Genomic DNA, 18,910 nt, shown 5'->3' with positions numbered 1-18,910 from the left:
GCAATTTAAGTAGTTTTACTCTAAATATACAGGCGCTCTTAGCAATTGTGCACTAAATTTTGACACCTTGGTTTTGATCAAGCATTTAATTGATGTATGGCAAGACCGCCGAAAAATTACAAAATAATTACTTTTATTTAGTTCTTGCACTCACCAATTTAGCAGTGCTGACCTGTTCATTGCAAGCCTCTTTGAATTGTTTTTTTAGCAAAGTCAAGAAAAACACAAATTTAAGGAGTTCAAAACTAAGTGGATTAAATCGCCCAAAGTTAGCGTTAGCTAAGGTTTTAATGCTATTCACAAACGACTTGATTCAATGGAAGCTCGCTTAGACAAATCTCCCACCCCCACCACCTCATTCCCCGTATTAGTATTAGGCGCGAGGTTGTTGGTGGAGGAGGTGTTTCCGTCACTCGTGCTTGGTAACTGCCCCACAAGCCACCCACTCACCCGTTCAACGGGTGACAGTTGATTGGTGGTGCTTGAGTCCTGCGTGGTACCCCCACCACTAAGCACACTACCGAGGTTACCACTATTCGTCCCAAACACCGGTGTCGTTGTTTTGAGGGCTTGGGGTTGGGGTTGGGTGGAATGGTCTGTACCAAAGCTTTGGCGCAGCTTCACCCGAACCTCGTTGGGGTCCAACAGGTTTTTAAGATCGTCGTCTAACTTGTCGGAAGCAGTAACTTTTTTAGGTTTAATCAAATGCAGGTAGGGGGAGGTGTTTTGGGAATTGGTTTGACCGGAGCCTTGAGTGGAAGCCTTGTACGAATCCTTGTCGGTGGAGCTAATTTGGTACGCGAGGGCATTCGGGTGCTCCGGTAAGGTGTCCCCTGTTGCGGTGGTGGTGGTACTACTTGTAGCTGCTTGCGACTCGGACACCGCGCTGTGAGCTTGATCCGCCCACACCCCCTTCAAATCCCACACACTCTCGACCCGTCCCAACCGGTTGACCCAACTGCCACGAAATGCCGCTCAGGGCCGCTTGGCCCAAATTAACTCCCTTTGGTCGCTGTCACTGGCATCCAGGCCACTTAACTGGAGGCCCAAATAACCCGCGCGGGGTTTGATAAAGTCCGTGAACCGTAACTAACCACCCGCCGAGCTGGAAGCTCAAGCTGGTACCACTGACAACGAGGTTACCGACGTCCTGGGGCGTTCAAGCCAACCCGGGGGTGATCAGCACAGCCTTTGAATCATTATTTTGTTCGGGAATTTTAAAACCGATACTGGGGACGGTTGTACTGTTTTGGTTCGCAGTGCTAGACGTAAGCGTCGTCCCAAAATAGGTTTCCACCAACGCCGGATTCAACAATCCATTCACCTCACCATAAGCGGGGAGGTTGAGCTTGGTTTGATCCGACTTTAATTCGGTGTAAGACCATTTTTGGTCGGTGGAATTAAACTTACTGTTATCATCTTGCCCACTCTTATTGACCAACACCGGGATGCTGCCCAACAGGCCGCGCAGGAACAGCTGCACCCGCTGGGCGTTGTTCTTGTTGGTGAATGACAGCGCGTTCGGTCAGTCGGATGTGGGGGTGAGGTTGGGGGGAGGTTGGTGTAATTCGTCAAGTTGTCGCCCGATGTGGCTTCTGCAACCGTTACCGAATCACCACTTTTATCAGCCTTATCCTGCTTTAACGAGTCGGGGTTGCCCGCTGATCCACCCGTTGTTGAACCCTGCTGGTTCGTACTGCCCGTAGCACTCGCGAAATTGGTGTAGTTTTCGTCACTTTGTCCGTTCTTATCATTCCTTCACCCCGCGCCCGTTCAGAGCTGGAGGTTGGCTTGGTCGAGGGTTAACCAGGGAGTGCCTTGCTGATTAGGCGTAGTTCGCGAACCACTTAAGGTGCCGTTGACATTGGCTTTGAGACCAACGCCGACATTCGAAAACGTCGGTGCGGGTTCGTTACTGGATGCATTTTGGGATTGTCCCTGGGTCGTTACCCCACTCGTACTACTGTTGCTCCCCCGGTGGTTATTCCCATACCTGTACCCATTCCCAATCCAGGGCACATAATCCAACACCTGGTCGAGGAGTGCCCCCGCGAGGTTGAACCCGGTGGAGAAGCGGGAAAGCGTGGGGGAATAAAAATACCAACAGCAAGTTTTAACACTTACTGTTGGTAAATTTATGTCTTTTTAGACCAAAAAATCAACTAACTCTTTCAAGTGCCTAAAGGCTTTTCCTTATTTGTCGTCTCAGTGTCAGCAACTTCATTGACAGTTTTAATTTTCATAATGAATTCACAAGTACCATCTTCCTTTGGATCAAAGTAAGCTACCATTGAAGCAATTTTGGGGTATTCAAGTTTTTCACTGGCTTTTTCTAAAAAAAGATTCCTTAATGCTTTAACTTTTTTCATGTTTAAATGTTCCTTTCTTTTTTCTTTTGATTTTTTAAAAAATAACTAACACTTGCAACTCGGTTGCCAACAGGGATCAGACGCTTTGCTGATCAATTTCAAAAATTAAAGATTTGCATTTTGTTCCTCCACTAAATACATTGAGTAGGTTATTTAGAAGTGACAACAAACTTTGCAAAAAGATTTGAGCATTAACTAGAAAAGACTCAAAACCAAATAAAACCAAAAGCGAACTGAATCGCAAAATATTTCTTAAAGACATAACTATCCTTTTATGCCTTTTAAATGGTCTTTAAAGTTTGAAAGTGCCAAAACAACTTTAAAACTTTTGGAAAGTAAAAAGCCTATTAATAATCAGGTGTTATCCACCCACTAACTTTCCCATAAGCGGGTAAATTTTGATAATTAGTGTTGTCTTTGTTTTCGTTAGAGTTGGCAGCGCCGTCCTCCGTTTTGAGGTTACCCGAGCTTTCCTTGGTGATTTTATCCTGCTTTAACGAGTCGGGATTCCCCGCTGAGGTATTTGTACCTGAAGAACCACCCTGCTGGCCACTGCCCGTAGCGCTTTTAAAGGTGGTGTGGTTTTCGTCACTTTGTCCGTTCTTATCATTCCTTCACCCCGCGCCGGTTCAGAGCAGGAGGTTGGCTTGGTCGAGGGTGGGTCATTTGGAGCCGCCTGTAGTCGTCTTCTGACTGCCACCAAGCGTGGCTTGGACGTTGGCTTTGAGGCCAACGCCGACATTCGAGAACGTCGGGAGAAAGGAACGCGAACCACTTGTGTTCGTACTAGTTCCGCTGGACGACCCCGCGCCGGTTTTAGGCGCGGTTATATCATCCACGCCCCGGTGGTTATTCCCATACCTGTACCCATTCCCAATCCAGGGCACATAATCCAACACCTAGTCGAGAACCGACCCCGCGAGGTTGAACCCGGTGGAGAAGCGCGTGAGCGTGGGGGAGAAGTGTGTCTATCTCTTCAATGCTAGTTTTATGTAGAGATAAATTGAGCTCACTAAGTTAACAGTAGTGCCCAATGCAATTAATGATCCTAACATCATCATTCAACCCAATGCTATGAATAATTCAACACTTTTTAAATTTGTACCTAAAATGGCACCGAAGAAAACAATAGCAAAACCAACAATATCACTAACTATCAAACTGTAACCAAAAACGAGTTGGTACTGCTGTGTATTTTCCCGTTCTATTAAACGCAAGTTAGTCCAAATTAAATTACCAATAATTAACAACGGAATTAAGGTAATAATAACAACAAAAAGAAAGACTAATGTGCCTAATGGTACAGCAATTTCTTTAATCGGTAAACCAAGTTCCTTTAATTGAAAGGTATTCAAAAAAGAAAAACGTACAGCTTCTACAATCGATGCTTTGGTATATATATCAAAAAAAGAGACCATAGACCGGCAACCAAAAGAAAAAACCTAAAAGCAATTGTACTGCTCAAATAGTAAAGAAACTAATAAATAAAGCTTTTAGTTTCTGTTCTATTTTGTTGTTATTCAACTGTTCTTCGCCTTCCATTAGCCTTAGTTTCTGTCTAATGAAAAGGGAGTTAGCTAGCGCAATTTGCGGTAATAAAATACCTCATTTAAGTCACCTAATTGATTTGTGAAACAGCTCTGTTTGTGAAGTGTGTTTGTAAACCCAAAAGTTAATCCCAATCAACGCACACCAACAAGCTAAAGTTAAGACGCCAAAGGTGGGAACCACATGATTTTTAATGTATCACCAAAAAGGAAGTGGTTTATCACTTCCCAAAATGTGTTGCTCAAAATAGATCGTATAAGTAAGCGTTATAAACAAAAGTAAGAGAAAACAAAAAACAAAGAATCCCAAAGTCAAATAGTAGCAAGTGTTAATTTATGCAGTTGTTGCTTCGTCGTTACAGAAAGGCCTAATTCTTTGCAATCAATACTTTTTGCGGTTGTTTCCATCCCTCTTGTTACCAATAATTTATCGAACTAAATCTTTGTGAAAAGATACAACTTACTGTTTAAAAGTTGCTTTAAATTTTAAAGCAGCAAAATATTGATAGTTAATTAAACAGAAAATTTAATTTTGTGCAAACAAAAACTTAACTAAATTAACAAGAGCAATTAAAGGCATAAGGCGCATCGTACAGAATGAGGATCGAGGCGGATCATTTGGGGAGGTCCTTGTGAATTTGCTCGGTCGCAAGCCACGGCCTTCAGGGGGTGGGGGTGCCTGATTGACCAGATTCCGAACTGGATGGGGTGGTGCCGAAGTCGGCTGCCTTGAGTTGGACTTGCTGGATTGGAGCCCCGTTTAATCGGGGCGTTGGCTAAATCATTAGATTCAAGTTCCACCTGTTCGGTGCCTTGGTCACCGGAGTTGCCCTGACTCCCGGATTTCTTTTTCACCGCCACCTGCAACGCCTTGACTTTGGTGTCCCCTGACGAACCCCCACGTTGGGTGGATTGGCCAGATCCAGATGTGGTTGAAGAACCAGTGGCCTCAGCGCCCTGGAGTTTTTCATTGCTCTTCGCGGTGTCCGCCTCGGCGTTCTTCACCTTCAAGCCAAACATTGCCCCGGTGGTGGAAGTATTTTGACCATTCTCGGTTCGCTGCTGTGGTAAGCCCAACTCCCTTTGCAACTGCTCATAGTACACCACGCTGCGCGGCACGAGTAAAACGGCAAACCGGTAGGGATTGGAGGGGTCTTGCGCCACCTCGACGGGGACCTTGTTTTTGACCTCGTTTCACTGTTGGGGTGCAGCCCCACTCAAACCAAAGCCGCCAAAGGGGTTAAAGGTGATCTGCCCGGTTTGGTCGCGCGTGGGCGTTTGTGGGTTTAACTTCGAAAAGTCGAGGTCGTATAAGGCGCGCCCGGCGAGGTCATACCGGCGTAACGCAAAGGTGGTTGATGCGGTCAAAGCCGCTTCGGTTCGCGCAGGTTCATACGTGGTTTGTTGACTGCCACTGCCGGCAGTGATGCCCTTAGCGCTGTTGTCGCGCACTAAGGCCCACGCCCCGGGGTTTTCACCCGTGAGGGGGAGGGAGGAAAAGCTCGTGTTACGATACGTTCACGGGGTTAAGCGCGGGTTGATGGCATTGGTGTGGCGCAGCGCGACCTCGTCAGGGCGGGTGTAGCTAAATTGCTGGCGCTTGAGCGTCGTGGTGGTACTTGTGAAGTGTCCCACTACGGTGAGTCCCGCCGCGAGGGAGGCGGTGGCGGTGAGGATGAGTCAATCCAGTTTGGGAGAAATCATTTAATTGTCTTCTACTACTAATAGTTGTTGCGCCAGAGAATCTTTATGGCGCTCAAGAAATCTCAAAAATTCCCTTACATAATACTCCTTTTGTAAAGGATGTACACTGCTACTCTTCTCAGAATCTGCAGTTTTTTCTTTAAAAATAATCCTTACATTAAGTTCGTAAGTTCCATCTTCTAAACCAACTGGGTAAAAACCAAAAGCTAATAGTTTTGAATTAACTATTATTTCTATTGTTTCTTCGATTGAAGTTATTCTTAATTTTTTTGTATTACTCATATTGAAAAATTCCTTTCTGTTTGCAAATTACATAACTACTATTTGCAGCAATGCTACCAACGGTGATCAGATTTTTTACTGATCAATTTCAAAAATTAAAGATTTGCATTTTGCTCCTCCACTTAATAAATTGAACTAGCAATTTAGAAGTGCCAACAAAATTGACAAAAAGTTTTTAGAAAGCATTAAATGAATAAAAATACCAGCAACTAATCTTTAAGATTAACTGCTGATACCCTTATTTTTTAACTAAAAACTATTTGGGCGGATCGACTTTGTCCAGGCGAGTTTCCATAGAGTCTAAACGAGTTTCCATAGAGTCTAAGCGTCCTTCAACAAAATCAAGACAACCTTCCATTGAATCTAAGCGATTTTCCATAGAATCAAGACGACCTTCCATTGAATCTAAGCGATTTTCCATAGAATCAAGACGGCTTTCCATTGAAACCAAGCGATTTTCCATAGAATCAAGACGACTATCCATAGAGTCTAAACGTCTTTCCATAGAGTCGAAGCGATTATTGGTAGATTCTATACTTTCCACCAAAAGATTTTCCAAACGATCCATGCGGGCATTAAACTCTTGTCTTTGTGCTTTTTGCTCCACTTGAAGTTCTCTAATTTGCTCGCCCTGAAGAAGCACAACTTGAACTAATTGATTGATTTGTTCGCCTTGCTTTTCAACAGTTTGAGTCAATTTGTTGATTTGTTCGCCTTGGATAGCCAAAGTAGTTTCAATCTTTATGAGACGCTGATTGTTGGCATCTTTGAACTCGCTAAACTGCTTTTGGGTAACATAACCACTTTTTCGTTTTTCCATATGGTTGAAATTGCCATTAAATCCCATGTCGTAGCTACCATCAGGTAACTCTTCTTCCCAAACATGACAATTATTAATCTTATCTTTGTTAAGTCTTTTCTTAAACAAAGCAAGTGAAATTATGCGTTTAATGGCAAGACCTCCTTTATTATTGATTGGAAAAACGTAAAAATGTTTAAGAAGGTGGTTCGTCACTGGTCACTGAACGAGTTTGAAACCTAATTGGAAGTTGTTAATTTTTAATTTAAACATTATGAGTCTTTACACTAACTAAATTGCTTTAAGTTAGTAAAGACACCAAAAATAAACCAAAAAGTTTTTTTGAAAGTAAATCTCTATTAACAATTAGAAGCAACTAAAAATTCAAAATTCCAAAAATATTTAATCTTTTTGGCGACTTTGAAAACCTTTCCCAATTTATTTAGTGGGAGCAGGAAAACGAAAACTTGTGTTGAAAGCCTGCTTTCCTACTCCCAATTGATGCATACTCTTAAAGGTTTTTCAACACGTCACATATTGAAAGTTTGCATAAGCTTGTTCCTTACATTTGCTAACAGATCTTTCTGTTAATTTCAATATCGCTAAAAAAGTATTTTTTAGCCTTCTGCTTGTTAGGTAGATGGCTTTTTTTATTTATTTGACTTAATCCCGAGGAAAATGGAACGTTAAATCACTTATCCTGCCCTGACTTAAGTTTAAATTACAGTAGGTAGGTAGCTTTCTCGGATTACGGGGAATTTCTAGAGAACCGGGGTTAATAACCTGGATCCCATCAATAGTTTCATAGTGCTCTATGTGACTGTGACCCACAATTAAAACATCACAAAGATAGCTTTTAGCTTGATCAACCAGCATTTTATACCACTGCTTGAGATCATGACGGGGCGCTTGATGGCCGTGCATTAAAACAAACTGGATTCCCTCTAACTCAAACATTTGAATCTCTTCGCCAACAACATCATGATTACCAGCAACCCAAAAAGTGGCATTTTGATCCATAAACTTTTTAGTAGTTAAATGATCACCAGCATGAATTACTACATCAGGGTTGTGCAACTTCATAACGGCTAGTCACCTATCGTTATAGCCATGGGTGTCTGATAACACTAATACTTTAGTCATTTTCCTTTAGAAAAGTTTTAATTTTTTGTGCTAAATTAGCAGGAATAAACTGTGATAATTCGCTCAAAGAAGCAGCTTCAATGTTTTGCATTGTTTGAAAATTATCAAGTAATATTTGGACAGTTTTTCGCCCAACCCCTTCAATTTGTAAGAGTGGATTTTGGAAGCGAGCGCGACTAACTCGCTTAAAGGCATTGTGTTTGGCAAAGCTATCGACCTCTTCTTGAATGGTGGTAAGATAAGCAAACAAAGGCGTATTTTTGTCAATGTTAATGGTAGTGTTATCCGTTAACACAATGTGGTCAGTTTGGTGACGGGTGTTTTTCGCTAAGCCAATAATGATCGGTTGGGTAACGTTAGGGAAAGAGGCAAACACCTTGGTTACCGTATTAATTTGGGCAATCCCACCATCGACAATTAAAAGATCACTTAAAGGTAGCTGTTTATGGGTTTGGATGGACGAAATAATCCGGCGGTACACCACATCAGCCATATAGTTAGTGTCACCCTTATGGTCAATGTTAATGTTGTAACGGCGTGATAACGCTTTCATCCGTTTGCCATTTTCGTACCGTAACATCGCCCCCACCACGTGGTCTTTGTCATAAAAGGAGATGTCAATAATTTCCAGACTTTGAATCGAAGGAACTTGTAAAAGCTGCGCTAATTGCTGGTGCACTTCGGCACGGTTAAGGTTATTGATAAACCCAGTTCACTTGGTGTTTAAGGCATAACGGGCGTTGTCAATCACGGTTTGCAAAATGGATTTTTGCTCGCCGTTTTTTGGTTGCGTAACATTAATTTTAAGACTGTTGGCCAGTAAGCTCAAATTCTCTTCGCTTAAAGAAACTGTAAGGGTTTTGGGTATCTTATTGGTGGAATAATAGTGGTAAATAAAGGTAACCAAAGCACTTTCAACTTCCTTTTCATCGTCCTGTGGTAGTTCAAAGACCTGCTGGTTTTTGCCTATTAGTTGGTTATCAACGTAAGCAAAGACGGTAATGGCTAACACATTTTTCTCAAAGACATAACCAATAAAGTCATGGCTTTGCTTTGCTTTAATGAAGGCCGTTTGTTGCATGTTCACTAGTTCTAAAACGGCTTTCTGTAAGTCCAAGAAGTGGCGTGCTGCTTCAAAGTTTTGTTGTTCACTAGCCTTGATTTCTTGCTGTTGCAAGTGGTTTAAAACCTGCTCGGGACCGTGGTTAAAAAACTGTTCAATTCCCTTGACGGTGGTCTGGTAACGTTCCGGTGTATCCTCGCCCATACACTGACCCATGCACATTTTAAGCTGATAGTAAAAGCAGGGGTGACCCCGTTCATGGGGCGCGCACTTGCGTAATGGAAAAAGCTTTAACAACAGGTCATAAATGTCACGCAGTCGAAACTTACTCGATGCAAACGGACCGAAGTACTTATTCTTGGAAAACTCATACCGGCGGCCCAATTCCAAGGTGGGTTTAACACTGGCGGTAATAAAGAAATAGAGATAACCATTATTTTCCTTTAAAACTAAATTAAAGCGCGGTTTGTACTGTTTAATTAGTTTGGCCTCTAAGTTCAAAGCATCATTTTCATTTTTCAAAATGACGTATTCGACATCCGCAATTCGCTCCACTAGTGCCCGTGTTTTAAAGGAACGGTTTGGATTAAAGTAATGGTGTACCCGCTTAAAGATGTCCTTAGCCTTCCCGACATACAAAACTTGACCAGCGTCATCCTTTCACAAATAGCAGCCTGGCTTATGGGGTGCGTTCTTTAACTTAAAAGCGAGCGTATTGTTCACGATGATCAAGCGGCTAACAAAATAAAATTAGGATAACCTAATGAAAAATTTAACTACCCGACAAGCCCAAATTCTCAAGGCCATCATCAACGAATATATTGCCTATCCAGTACCTGTTGGTAGTAAATTATTAACTAAAAAATATTTTAAAAACCTCTCTGGCGGTACACTCCGAAACGAAATGGCCGTTTTGGAAAAAGAGGGTTATCTCAAAAAGAACCACATCTCTTCAGGACGAATCCCCTCCCAGTTGGGCTATCAGTACTATGTCAAGTTACTCACTAAAAATGATGATAAGAGTAACCTTAAAACCCGCTTAAGGGCGATTATCTTGCAAAAACACAAAACAATTGATGAAATTATTGAACTGGGGGTAAAGTTTATCAACGAAATGGTAAACCTACCAGTGGTGTTAACCCACTTTAGTAGTGATGAAGTCTTAAAAAAGATTGATCTCATTATGCTCGATCAGTCCTGTGCACTGCTACTGTTAGTGTCAGCTAGTGGTAACGTCTTTAAGAAAACGATTAGCTATGCTAACCAAAGACAGTTTGAAGACATCATGGTATGTGTCAGGATCTTTAATGATCGCATTATCGATACACGTTTCTGTGATATTGCCCAACACTTAGATGTTTTAAAGGAAATTATTCGCAGCAAGGTACACGAGTACCAGTATGTCATTGACGAAATCCTGTTTAAGCTGTTTAACTTTGAGGAATTCCAACAAGCACGTAAGCAGGTTTATGGCATCCATTACCTAGCCCAACAACCAGAGTTTGCCAACCAGGAAAGATTGACGCGTATCTTAAACTTACTGGAAGATACTAGTGTCTGACAACAAATGGCCTTTATGAACCAAAACAACCAGACTACTAATATTACGTTTGGTGACAAGTTAGGATTAGAAGGGGAAGAGGTTTCGGTAGCTTCTACTCTTATTAATACCACCAACGAAAGTAAGCACCAACTAGCGATAGTGGGTCCCACCCGGATGGACTACCAAAAGGTGAAAGCGTTATTGTTGACCCTCAAAGAAGAGATCGAGGAGTACGATAAGCAACTTCACGGTGGTAAAACCACTAGCTCCACTTAAACAAACGCATTTGACTAACGGTTGACTTTGGTAAACGGTTTAACTCATTTAGGGTAAACAGATCACTACCATTTTTACCACGATGACCAATAATCTCACTGTGCTTATTAGCAGCAAAACAGCTTACCGGGGTTTTGGTTTTGGGAATTAGTTTTTTACCAACACTCATGCGGCTAGCGACTGCCAGTTCCACTACTTCAAAGTTATAGACACCACCATCACTGTTAATCACTACTAAGGCATCATTATCCTGTAACGGCATTGCAAACCGTACCTTTTCCTCAGCTTTGAGTTTAATCCCCTTCACCCCAATTCCCTTGTTACTAATAATTGGAATTTCTTCCGCTAAGAAGGTAGCAAAACTGTTGGAAGATGACACCAGACAAACTAGTTTAGGTTCCCTTTTAGTTTGAACAAAGGCGTTGACCAGTTTGTCGCGTTCCCGGAGTGCCATGCAGCAGCTTGACTTAATTTGCTTCGTGTTAATGACTTTGCTCAACTCGACCCGTTTGACCATACCGCACTGTGACGTTAACACCAAGAGCTGTTGTTCCATTTTGTCTGGGTTTACAATCCCTGCTAGTACCAATTTTTCATCTTCCATTAGGATCGGTTTTTTGGCCAACAACTCGTTCATCTTGGTTTTGGTGTTACTTAACGTTTTGTAAATGGGAACGGTAATAATGTTACCGAGTGAAGTCACCATAAAAAAGTAATCGGAGTTTTGTACTACGCCTCCAAAAATCAGTTGGTCTTGTTCACTTTTAAATTCCACTAGGTGCTTCGCTAACTGTTCTGGTTCAAACTTAAAGTAGATGCCATCGTGACTAATGAGTAAGCCCACTTCCTTGTGTTCGATGAAGTCACTGTCTTGTACCTTTTGCTTTTCAATTAAACCAACTATTTGTGCGCGTCGTGGTTGGTTAAACTGCTTTTTGTATTGGAAAAACTGTGCTTGTAACAACTGGTTTCGTGCTTGCGGTTTAGCAATTAAGCATTCGGCTGTTTGGATCGTTTGCTCTAACTCTTTTTGTTCGGCAAACAGGACCTTAATGTCGGTGTTAGTTAACTGGTACAAACGCAACGACACAATCGCTTCGGCTTGATTTAGGGTAAAAGCATACTTGTCAATGAGCTTGGTTTTCGCATCCTGTTTGTCAGTAGCACGGCGAATTAAACGAATAATTTCATCAATCATCGAAACCGCCTTAATTAAGCCCTTAATGATTTCCAAGCGCTTATTGGCCAATGCTAAATCATACTTGGCGCTGTTAATGATCAATTCGTGGGCAAAGGCTAGGAACTGATCAAAGTAAGCTAACAACCCCACCCGTACCGGACAACGGTTGGCAATTACCGTATTGTTGAGGTTAAAGTTTACTTGGAGTTGGGTGTGTTTGAACAAGAACGCCATAATCTTGTCAGCACTCAAAAAGTCCTTGTGGTTAATAATGATCCGAATACCACTACGATCAGAGCTGTCAATCACACTTTCCAAGGCACTGAGTTTATTGTCACTAATTAACTCTTCAATTTGTTTAACAATATTGGCCTTCACCGTTTCGTATGGGATTTCGGTGATTACAATCTGGTTTTGGCCAAACGCAGTGTTCGTTTCATATTTGGCCTGAATCACAAACTTACCCTTCCCAGTTTGGTAGATGTTCGCCAACTCTTGCTCAAAGTACACTAATCCACCAGTTGGAAAATCCGGTCCCTTAACAATCTTTAAGATGGCCTTTAAATCACAATCAGGGTTTTCAATCCGGTAACTCAAACCATCAAGCAGTTCACCGACATTATGGGGTGCAATATTAGTGGCATAACCCGCCGCTATTCCACTGGTACCGTTAATAAAGAGGTTAGGTAACAGGGTTGGTAACACGCTCGGTTCGACCTCACTGTCATCAAAGTTATTCACAAACGGTACTAACTGCTTTTCAATGTCTTTGAGTAGTTCAAACCCGTACGGACTTAAACGCGCTTCCGTATAGCGCATCGCGGCAGCGTTATCACCATCTATGGAACCATTATTCCCGTGAATGGAGATAGTAGTGAGGTTGTTCTTTCAGGCTTGTGACATCCTTACAATCGCATCATAGATCGATGCATCGCCATGGGGGTGGTACTTACCCATAATTTCTCCGACTGCCCGAGCTGACTTTTTGTAGGGTGAAGTGGGTTTTAAGCCCATTTGGTACATGCCATAGAGGATGCGGCGTTGAACTGGTTTAAGCCCATCACGTAGATCAGGTAAAGCCCGGTCTTGGATAATGTACTTAGCATACTTACTAAAGCTAAAGGCAAAGACATCTTCGATGGCCTGGAGTAATAACGCTTGTTTATTCTTTTCCATTAGTTCTCACTACTAAAGTTAATGTTAGCTTCAATCCAGCTTTTACGCAATTCGGTTTTATCACCCATAAAAACATTAATTTGCTTTTCAGCTTGGATAAAGTTATCCAATTTGATCTGAATTAGTTTACGCGTCATCGGGTTCATCGTGGTTTCCCAGAGCTGATCAGCATTCATTTCCCCTAAACCCTTGTACCGTTGCACATTAAAGTGGCTATGCTTAGCACGGTACTGTTCCAATTCCTGTTCGGTTCAGAGATAACGGGCTTTTTTATCACGACCTTCAAACTTATAAAGTGGTGGAAGTGCTAGGTAAATGTGTCCTTTTTCAATTAGGGGTTTCATGTAACGGTAGAAGAAGGTGAGCAGTAAAATCTGGATGTGCGCACCGTCATTGTCAGCATCAGTCATGATAATAATCTTGTCGTATTTACGATCGCGAATGGTGAAGTTGTTACCAATACCAGTACCGATACAGAAGATGAGTGTTAACAGCTCTTCGTTGTTAATCGCTTCCTTCTTGTTGTTAATTTTCTCCACATTTAACACCTTACCGCGTAACGGTAAGATGGCTTGTAGAAAGCGATCTCGTCCCATTTTAGCCGTACCACCAGCACTGTCACCTTCCACCACAAACAGTTCGCGTTCAGCCACTTTTTTGGACTGCGCCGGTGCTAATTTACCAAACAAAATGCGCTCGGCCTTCGGATTAGAAAGGTTCTTTTTAATTTGGCGTTGTTGTTTGAGTTCTTGGCGCAGTTTGCGGTTATAAAACAGCTTTTCGACAATTAATTTAGCATCAACACTGTTACGTTCCAAGAACTGGAAGAAGTGCTTTTGGGTTAGCTTTTGCACTACCGCTTTAACTTCCTTGGAGAACAGTTTGCTCTTCGTTTGCCCTTCAAAGGCAATAATCTTTTCGGGGAGATTGACCTTAATAATGCCGTTTAAGCCTTCACGGATTTCACTGGCCTCAAAGTTCTTGTCACGCTCCTTTAGGAAGTTGTACTTGCGGCAGTAGTTGTTAATCACATCACCAACAGATTGACGAAAACCCGCTTCATGACTACCCCCTTCGCTGGTGCGAATCGAATTGGCAAACGAAAGTAGTTTTTCATCCTCCCCATCAATAAACTGAAACACGGCTTCCAGTTCAATGTCATCTTCAGTGCCACTAACAAAGATCTTTTGCGCAATTTGTTTGGAATCAGCGTTAAGTTCGTCCAAGTACTGACTAATACCGGCTTCGGTAAAGAACACCTCTTTTTCCCCACTGCCGGTTTCATCAACGAAGGTCAGTTGTAACTTTTTGAAAAGGAAGGCTAATTCCTTTAACCGCGCACGAATTAGTTCGCTGTCAAAGTGGATCTTTTTAAAGACCTTTGGGTCAGGACGAAAAGTCACACTGGTACCGTGTTCGTCAATTTTGGCATTACCAATGCAATGCGCTTTTTGCTTAATCTTACCACCATTTTCATACACCGAGCGGTACACCTTGCCCTGACGTTTAACCGTTACTTGTAACTGGTCACTCAAGGCATTCACCACCGAAGCCCCCACCCCGTGCAACCCTCCAGCAATCTTATAAGAATCGTTATCAAACTTACCACCGGCATGGAGGTAGGTAAAGACGGTGTCAATCGTAGAAATCTTGGAATCGGAGTGTGTTTCGAAGGGAATACCACGACCGTTGTCACTAACAGTTATCTGGTTTTCGGCATGTAAAACAACGGCAATAGTATTAGCAAAGCCCGATAAAACTTCATCGACACAGTTGTCTAAAATTTCCCACAGCAAGTGGTGAAAACCGCGACTATCGGTTGAGCCGATGTACATTCCCGGGCGTTTTTTTACAGCATCTAGCCCCTTGAGAATTTTGATATTCGCTTCGCTGTAATTATTTTTCATCTCCGTCCAAATTTAAACTAGAATTATCCTTGAAGCCGAATTAGTTTAGGGGCAAAACAGATCCATGGTAAGGATCAGAGAACAGTTCGACTCTGTTATTCGGCACCAATTATTAATATTTCCTCTTATGATTTTGATGACGAATTATTATCGTCATCATTTTTTTTGCCATCTTTGGTATTGCTAAAGCTTTTTTGCGATGTTTTTAACAACTCATCCAAGAAGCTTTTGAGCGCATCATCCGCCCCTGCAGCGCTGCCAATTTTTTCTAATTCTTGTTGAATAGAAGCCACATCAAAGCCACTTTCAGCTAAATTAGAAATCTTGTTGGAAGTAGCGACATAGTTGGACAAAATTAATTCCACAAACTGTTCTACGGTAGTGGAGAAGGGTAATTGGGTACCCTTCAAGGCTTCCAAGGCTTTTTCTAAATCCTTGAAGTGTTCTTCAGTGATTTCAATCTGAATGGTTCTTCTTTTATTTGTGCTCATTATTCTGTTTTATTACCTTGGCTTACCACTACGGAAGCAAAGCGAATGACCTTGTCGTGGAGTTTGTAACCCGATTTCGATACCTTCACCACCGTATTAGCCGGTTGATCAGAAGGCACAGCTTCCAGTGCTGCCATCACCTTTTCGTCAAATTGTGCCCCTGGTTCAATGGCAATCTTAGTAACACCAAAACCTTCTAATCAGCGCGAAAAGGCATCCAACACCATGTTAAACCCAGTGGTATAGTTTTTTACTTGGGGATCCTTTTGAGCATAGGAAAGTGCAATTTCGAACTGGTCAATAATAATTAAGGGTTGATCAATCGACTTTTCGATCACATACTTCTTTGCATTTTCCAACTCTTCCTTACTTTTAATGGTCAGTTCTGCCACTTTTTCCTGAATTTTCTTCTGCGCTTCTTCCTGGATTTTTTCCACTTTTAAGCGAAATTCCTCGTTGACTTTTTGTAAGTTAGGAATCTTTTGTTGCAACTCGTTGAAGTTTTGTACTTGTTGCTTAAACTTCTTTTCCAGTTCAGCAACTGCTTGTAAAAGTTCCTTTTCAATTTGGGTTACTTTAGCCTTATTGTGTTTGACTAAAAGCGTACGGATGGAACTGAGAATTTCGGTAATTGTGAGTGAGTTTTCGCTCATGAGTAATTTATTGTAATTCTAATTAATGGCTTTCCACTGCTAAACATTGATAGCTTTTGCGGTCCAAGGTTTTTTTCTGGGCAGTGAGAGCCGAGTGGTAGTTGTGGAGTTGTTTTAAGTTGTAGTTTAACAGCTTGTATTCCACATGAACTAGATCAAAGAACTGTTGCACTTGGCAGTTAGTCTTAGTGCCCTTTTTGGCTACACTACTATAGTACAAGTGGACGTATAAACTACCACGTTTGGTCTTAGTTCTTAGTACTCCTAACTGGTTAAACTCAATTAAATCGTTGTTAGCAATCCCACCTTCAATATCAACTTTAAAGCTGTTAACTGGACCAAAGAAATCAATTAAACCACCGTTGTAAGCCACTAGAGGGTCGACTAGGGCAGCGGTGTGTAAGCCATCAGCTTGCAGTTGGAAAAAGACACTAGGGATCACTTTAAGTACTACCTTAAGGTCACCACAGCCACTACCATAGTCATGACCAAAGCCCTTAAAGATGGCAATTGCTTCCGTTTGGGATTTATGTGATAGCTGAACTTCTAGGGTAATTGATTCAGTGGTGGTTACCTGAGTTTGTGGATCGACTAACTTACGGGTGTACCTAATTTCCTTGAGCTGTTCGTTCAAGAAACAAATTTGGGGTACGTGTTCGGTGTAAATTAAGTTAACGTTGTGCTCGTCTAAATTGGGGTCAACTATCTCAAATTGATCAGTCTTAACAATAAAAGGCAGTTGCTCAGTTAAAAAGAGCTTGTGGAACAGCTTGCGGGTCTTTTCAAGGTACTCATCTCACTGGGTTAGTAAACTAGGATCAGTTCCATCAATCTGTTCTGGGACTGTTGGGACTAGTGGTAGTTGTGCCTCAATCTTAGCAGCTTCCTTTAAGAAGTCAACCGCCGCCTCAAAGGTTTCCGCTACTGGTGCAGTTGGTACAGCGTTAATTGAAGGTGCGGGAATAGCTGTGGCTGTTGGTGTTACTGGCGAAGTTACATCTTCTGCTATTAGTGTTTGAGTCTCTGAAGCAGGTTCTACCGCAGTTAACGGAATTTCTTCGGTTTCTGATATTGCTGGTTTTCAGCTAAAGGTTTGTTCCGGTCCAGCAACAAATTCCGGTTCTGGTGCAACTGAATTTTCAGAATCGCTAACAGTAGGTTTTGCTACAGTTGGTTCATCTAATTTATCAACAACCGTAGTTTTAGTTGGTTGGAGGTATTCTTCCACAAAGGTAGCGGGGTTATTAATTTCCGCTGCGGTTTCCAATTCTACAGTTGACTCAGCTATGGTAACTTCGGGGGCTGTGGATTCTCCAGAAGTTTCATCAACGGTTGGCTCGGGGGCTGCAGCATCTTCTTCATGGTGGGTGGGTGTTTGTGGATTGGGGTTTTGGTCACTTAAAACAAACGAACTAAAGTTAAAGAATTTGAAACCATTGGTGGAGGTTTCCGTAGCTTGTTCTACAACAGGATCGGTTGCAGCAGTATCTACTGTTGATTCTGGTTCTGAAAAATTAACTTTCTCTACTACATCTTGTTCTAGATCATTAGTAGCACTAACTTCTGCTGGTTCCAAATCAGCAGTGGTGTGGTTAATTTCTTCTAATGCAGCCGCGTCTGTTTCTTGTTCTGGCTCTGAAATGGTATCCTGTTCAGTTGGTTCATTAGTTGCGTCAGCTTCATCAGAAACATCTGCTTTAACTGAAGCATCCATTTCTACAGCACTAGTTGTTTCCTCAGTTTCAGGGGTAGGTTCAATCACAACAGAAGCTGGTGCTTCCACTGGCTCTGAACTTAAGGTAATAATTGGTTCTGGTTCAGTTTCCGGTTGCAATTCTACTGGAGTTTCTACATCAACTGACTCTGGTGCTGAGTTTGCTGTTCAACTGTCTTGATCCGTTTCCTCTACTGTAGTTGCAGCAGTCACTGCATCACTATCTGTCGTAGTTTCGTCATTACTGACACTACTAGGTTCAGTCTCTTCTAGTCAAACCCATTGACCCGCTTCATCAAAGAAGCCCTTTCAGTTTCACTCACCAGCAGCATCAAAGTAACCGTACTCAGGATTACCAATCATTGCTTCCCAGTCACTAGCTTGGGGTGCTGCACTACTAGTATTAAACTCATCCGCTAAACCAGCATCGACATCGGGGATGATTTCACTAGCAGAATTTGCTACTTCTGCGTTTTGTTCCCAATCCATTCCCGCATCTACATCGGGAATGTCATCGGCATAGGCAGATTGATCCACTTCTTCGATCCTGGCATCCACATCAGGAATATCATCTGGATAATCAGATTGAGGCGGATAATCTTCTAAACCAGCGTCAACATCGGCATATTCAGTAGTATCGCTGGTAGATTCTTCCTGTTTGGATTTGCCCCAAAACCAACCCTTCTTCTTAGTTTTAGTCTTCTCTTTCTTTTTGGTGTTAGACTCACTTAAATTATCAAAGGCACCCGATTTTTCAATCTCCTCAAAAAAAGAATCAAACACATCAGCTTGAAAGGCAAAACCACCTTCATTGTCCACCCCATCATGGCCGTATTTGTCATAGTTAGCACGTTTTTTGGGGTTAGACAACACGTCATTGGCCTCGTTAATTTCGGCAAAAATTTGAGCCGCATCCGGTGCCTTATTGCGGTCGGGGTGGTACTTTTTGGCTAGTTTACGAAAGGCCTTTTTTATGTCGTTATCATCAGCATCCCGACTAAGCCCTAAGACTTCATAATAATCACGTTTTGCCTCTGCCATGTAACGTTTATTCTAAGAAAGT

Annotated in this window: 12 protein-coding genes, 1 tRNA gene and 3 pseudogenes; 2 read left to right on the top strand and 14 right to left on the bottom strand. The window is 42.2% G+C overall.

Annotation, left to right across the window (positions count from 1 at the left end):
• Positions 1-279 precede the first annotated feature (279 nt).
• The 9 genes and pseudogenes from F539_RS04640 to uvrC all read right to left on the bottom strand — a co-directional run bounded on the left by F539_RS04640 (position 280) and on the right by uvrC (position 9,630).
• Positions 280-2,031 (bottom strand): annotated as a pseudogene (locus F539_RS04640) (adhesin).
• Positions 2,032-2,162: 131 nt separating this feature from the next.
• Entirely contained in the window at positions 2,163-2,369 is a 207-nt protein-coding gene (locus F539_RS00775; protein WP_014574885.1) for a hypothetical protein, read from the bottom strand.
• 389 nt (positions 2,370-2,758) lie between these two features.
• A pseudogene (locus tag F539_RS00765) lies at positions 2,759-3,268 on the bottom strand (adhesin); the annotation flags it as partial.
• 69 nt (positions 3,269-3,337) lie between these two features.
• Positions 3,338-3,787, bottom strand: a complete 450-nt coding sequence (locus tag F539_RS00760) for an MPN129 family protein (RefSeq protein ID WP_017532751.1) — start codon at positions 3,785-3,787, stop codon at positions 3,338-3,340.
• A gap of 698 nt (positions 3,788-4,485) precedes the next feature.
• Positions 4,486-5,620 (bottom strand): annotated as a pseudogene (locus F539_RS03905) (adhesin P1); the annotation flags it as partial.
• A complete protein-coding gene (locus F539_RS00750; protein WP_015344878.1) occupies positions 5,621-5,902 on the bottom strand; it encodes a hypothetical protein in 282 nt (93 codons plus the stop codon).
• Positions 5,903-6,158: 256 nt separating this feature from the next.
• Positions 6,159-6,830: a DUF16 domain-containing protein gene (locus F539_RS00745; protein WP_159204851.1), complete on the bottom strand. Its 672-nt coding sequence runs from the start codon at positions 6,828-6,830 to the stop codon at positions 6,159-6,161.
• 534 nt (positions 6,831-7,364) lie between these two features.
• Entirely contained in the window at positions 7,365-7,844 is a 480-nt protein-coding gene (locus F539_RS00740; protein ID WP_010874483.1) for a metallophosphoesterase, read from the bottom strand.
• Complete coding sequence (uvrC, locus tag F539_RS00735; RefSeq protein WP_015344876.1) at positions 7,837-9,630, bottom strand: excinuclease ABC subunit UvrC; 1,794 nt, start codon at positions 9,628-9,630, stop codon at positions 7,837-7,839. The genes F539_RS00740 and uvrC overlap by 8 nt, the downstream gene beginning before the upstream one ends.
• Positions 9,631-9,670: 40 nt before the next feature.
• Between uvrC and hrcA the strand changes: the two genes are divergently transcribed.
• Complete coding sequence (gene hrcA, locus F539_RS00730; RefSeq protein ID WP_010874481.1) at positions 9,671-10,726, top strand: heat-inducible transcriptional repressor HrcA; 1,056 nt, start codon at positions 9,671-9,673, stop codon at positions 10,724-10,726.
• On the opposite strand, the gene parC is transcribed toward hrcA, so the two are convergent.
• Together parC and parE are read right to left on the bottom strand one after the other, a co-directional pair.
• Positions 10,713-13,082 (bottom strand): DNA topoisomerase IV subunit A, encoded by a 2,370-nt coding sequence (gene parC, locus F539_RS00725; protein ID WP_014325358.1) that lies wholly within the window; start codon positions 13,080-13,082, stop codon positions 10,713-10,715. The genes hrcA and parC overlap by 14 nt on opposite strands.
• The gene (gene parE / locus F539_RS00720) at positions 13,082-14,989 is read right to left on the bottom strand and encodes a DNA topoisomerase IV subunit B (protein ID WP_014574880.1); all 1,908 of its coding nucleotides are present in this window, start codon (positions 14,987-14,989) and stop codon (positions 13,082-13,084) included. The genes parC and parE overlap by 1 nt, the downstream gene beginning before the upstream one ends.
• Before the next feature lie 34 nt (positions 14,990-15,023).
• Between parE and F539_RS00715 the strand changes: the two genes are divergently transcribed.
• Positions 15,024-15,097: transfer RNA gene (locus tag F539_RS00715), tRNA-Thr, on the top strand.
• A gap of 17 nt (positions 15,098-15,114) precedes the next feature.
• Here F539_RS00715 and F539_RS00710 read toward each other — a convergent pair.
• From F539_RS00710 to topJ, 3 genes are read right to left on the bottom strand one after another with little or no spacing between them, the layout of a single operon-like run.
• On the bottom strand, positions 15,115-15,480 hold the full coding sequence (locus F539_RS00710) for an MPN121 family protein (RefSeq protein ID WP_010874478.1): 366 nt from the start codon (positions 15,478-15,480) through the stop codon (positions 15,115-15,117).
• Positions 15,480-16,133, bottom strand: a complete 654-nt coding sequence (locus F539_RS00705) for a nucleotide exchange factor GrpE (RefSeq protein WP_014325356.1) — start codon at positions 16,131-16,133, stop codon at positions 15,480-15,482. Before F539_RS00705 ends, F539_RS00710 begins: the two co-directional genes overlap by 1 nt.
• Before the next feature lie 22 nt (positions 16,134-16,155).
• The gene (gene topJ, locus F539_RS00700; RefSeq protein WP_014325355.1) at positions 16,156-18,888 is read right to left on the bottom strand and encodes a terminal organelle assembly protein TopJ; all 2,733 of its coding nucleotides are present in this window, start codon (positions 18,886-18,888) and stop codon (positions 16,156-16,158) included.
• Positions 18,889-18,910: the final 22 nt, after the last annotated feature.

Origin of the sequence: Mycoplasmoides pneumoniae FH (assembly GCF_001272835.1) — a bacterium.
Lineage (GTDB): Bacteria > Bacillota_I > Bacilli_A > Mycoplasmatales > Mycoplasmoidaceae > Mycoplasmoides > Mycoplasmoides pneumoniae.
This window is presented reverse-complemented; position numbering and strand designations above follow the sequence as displayed.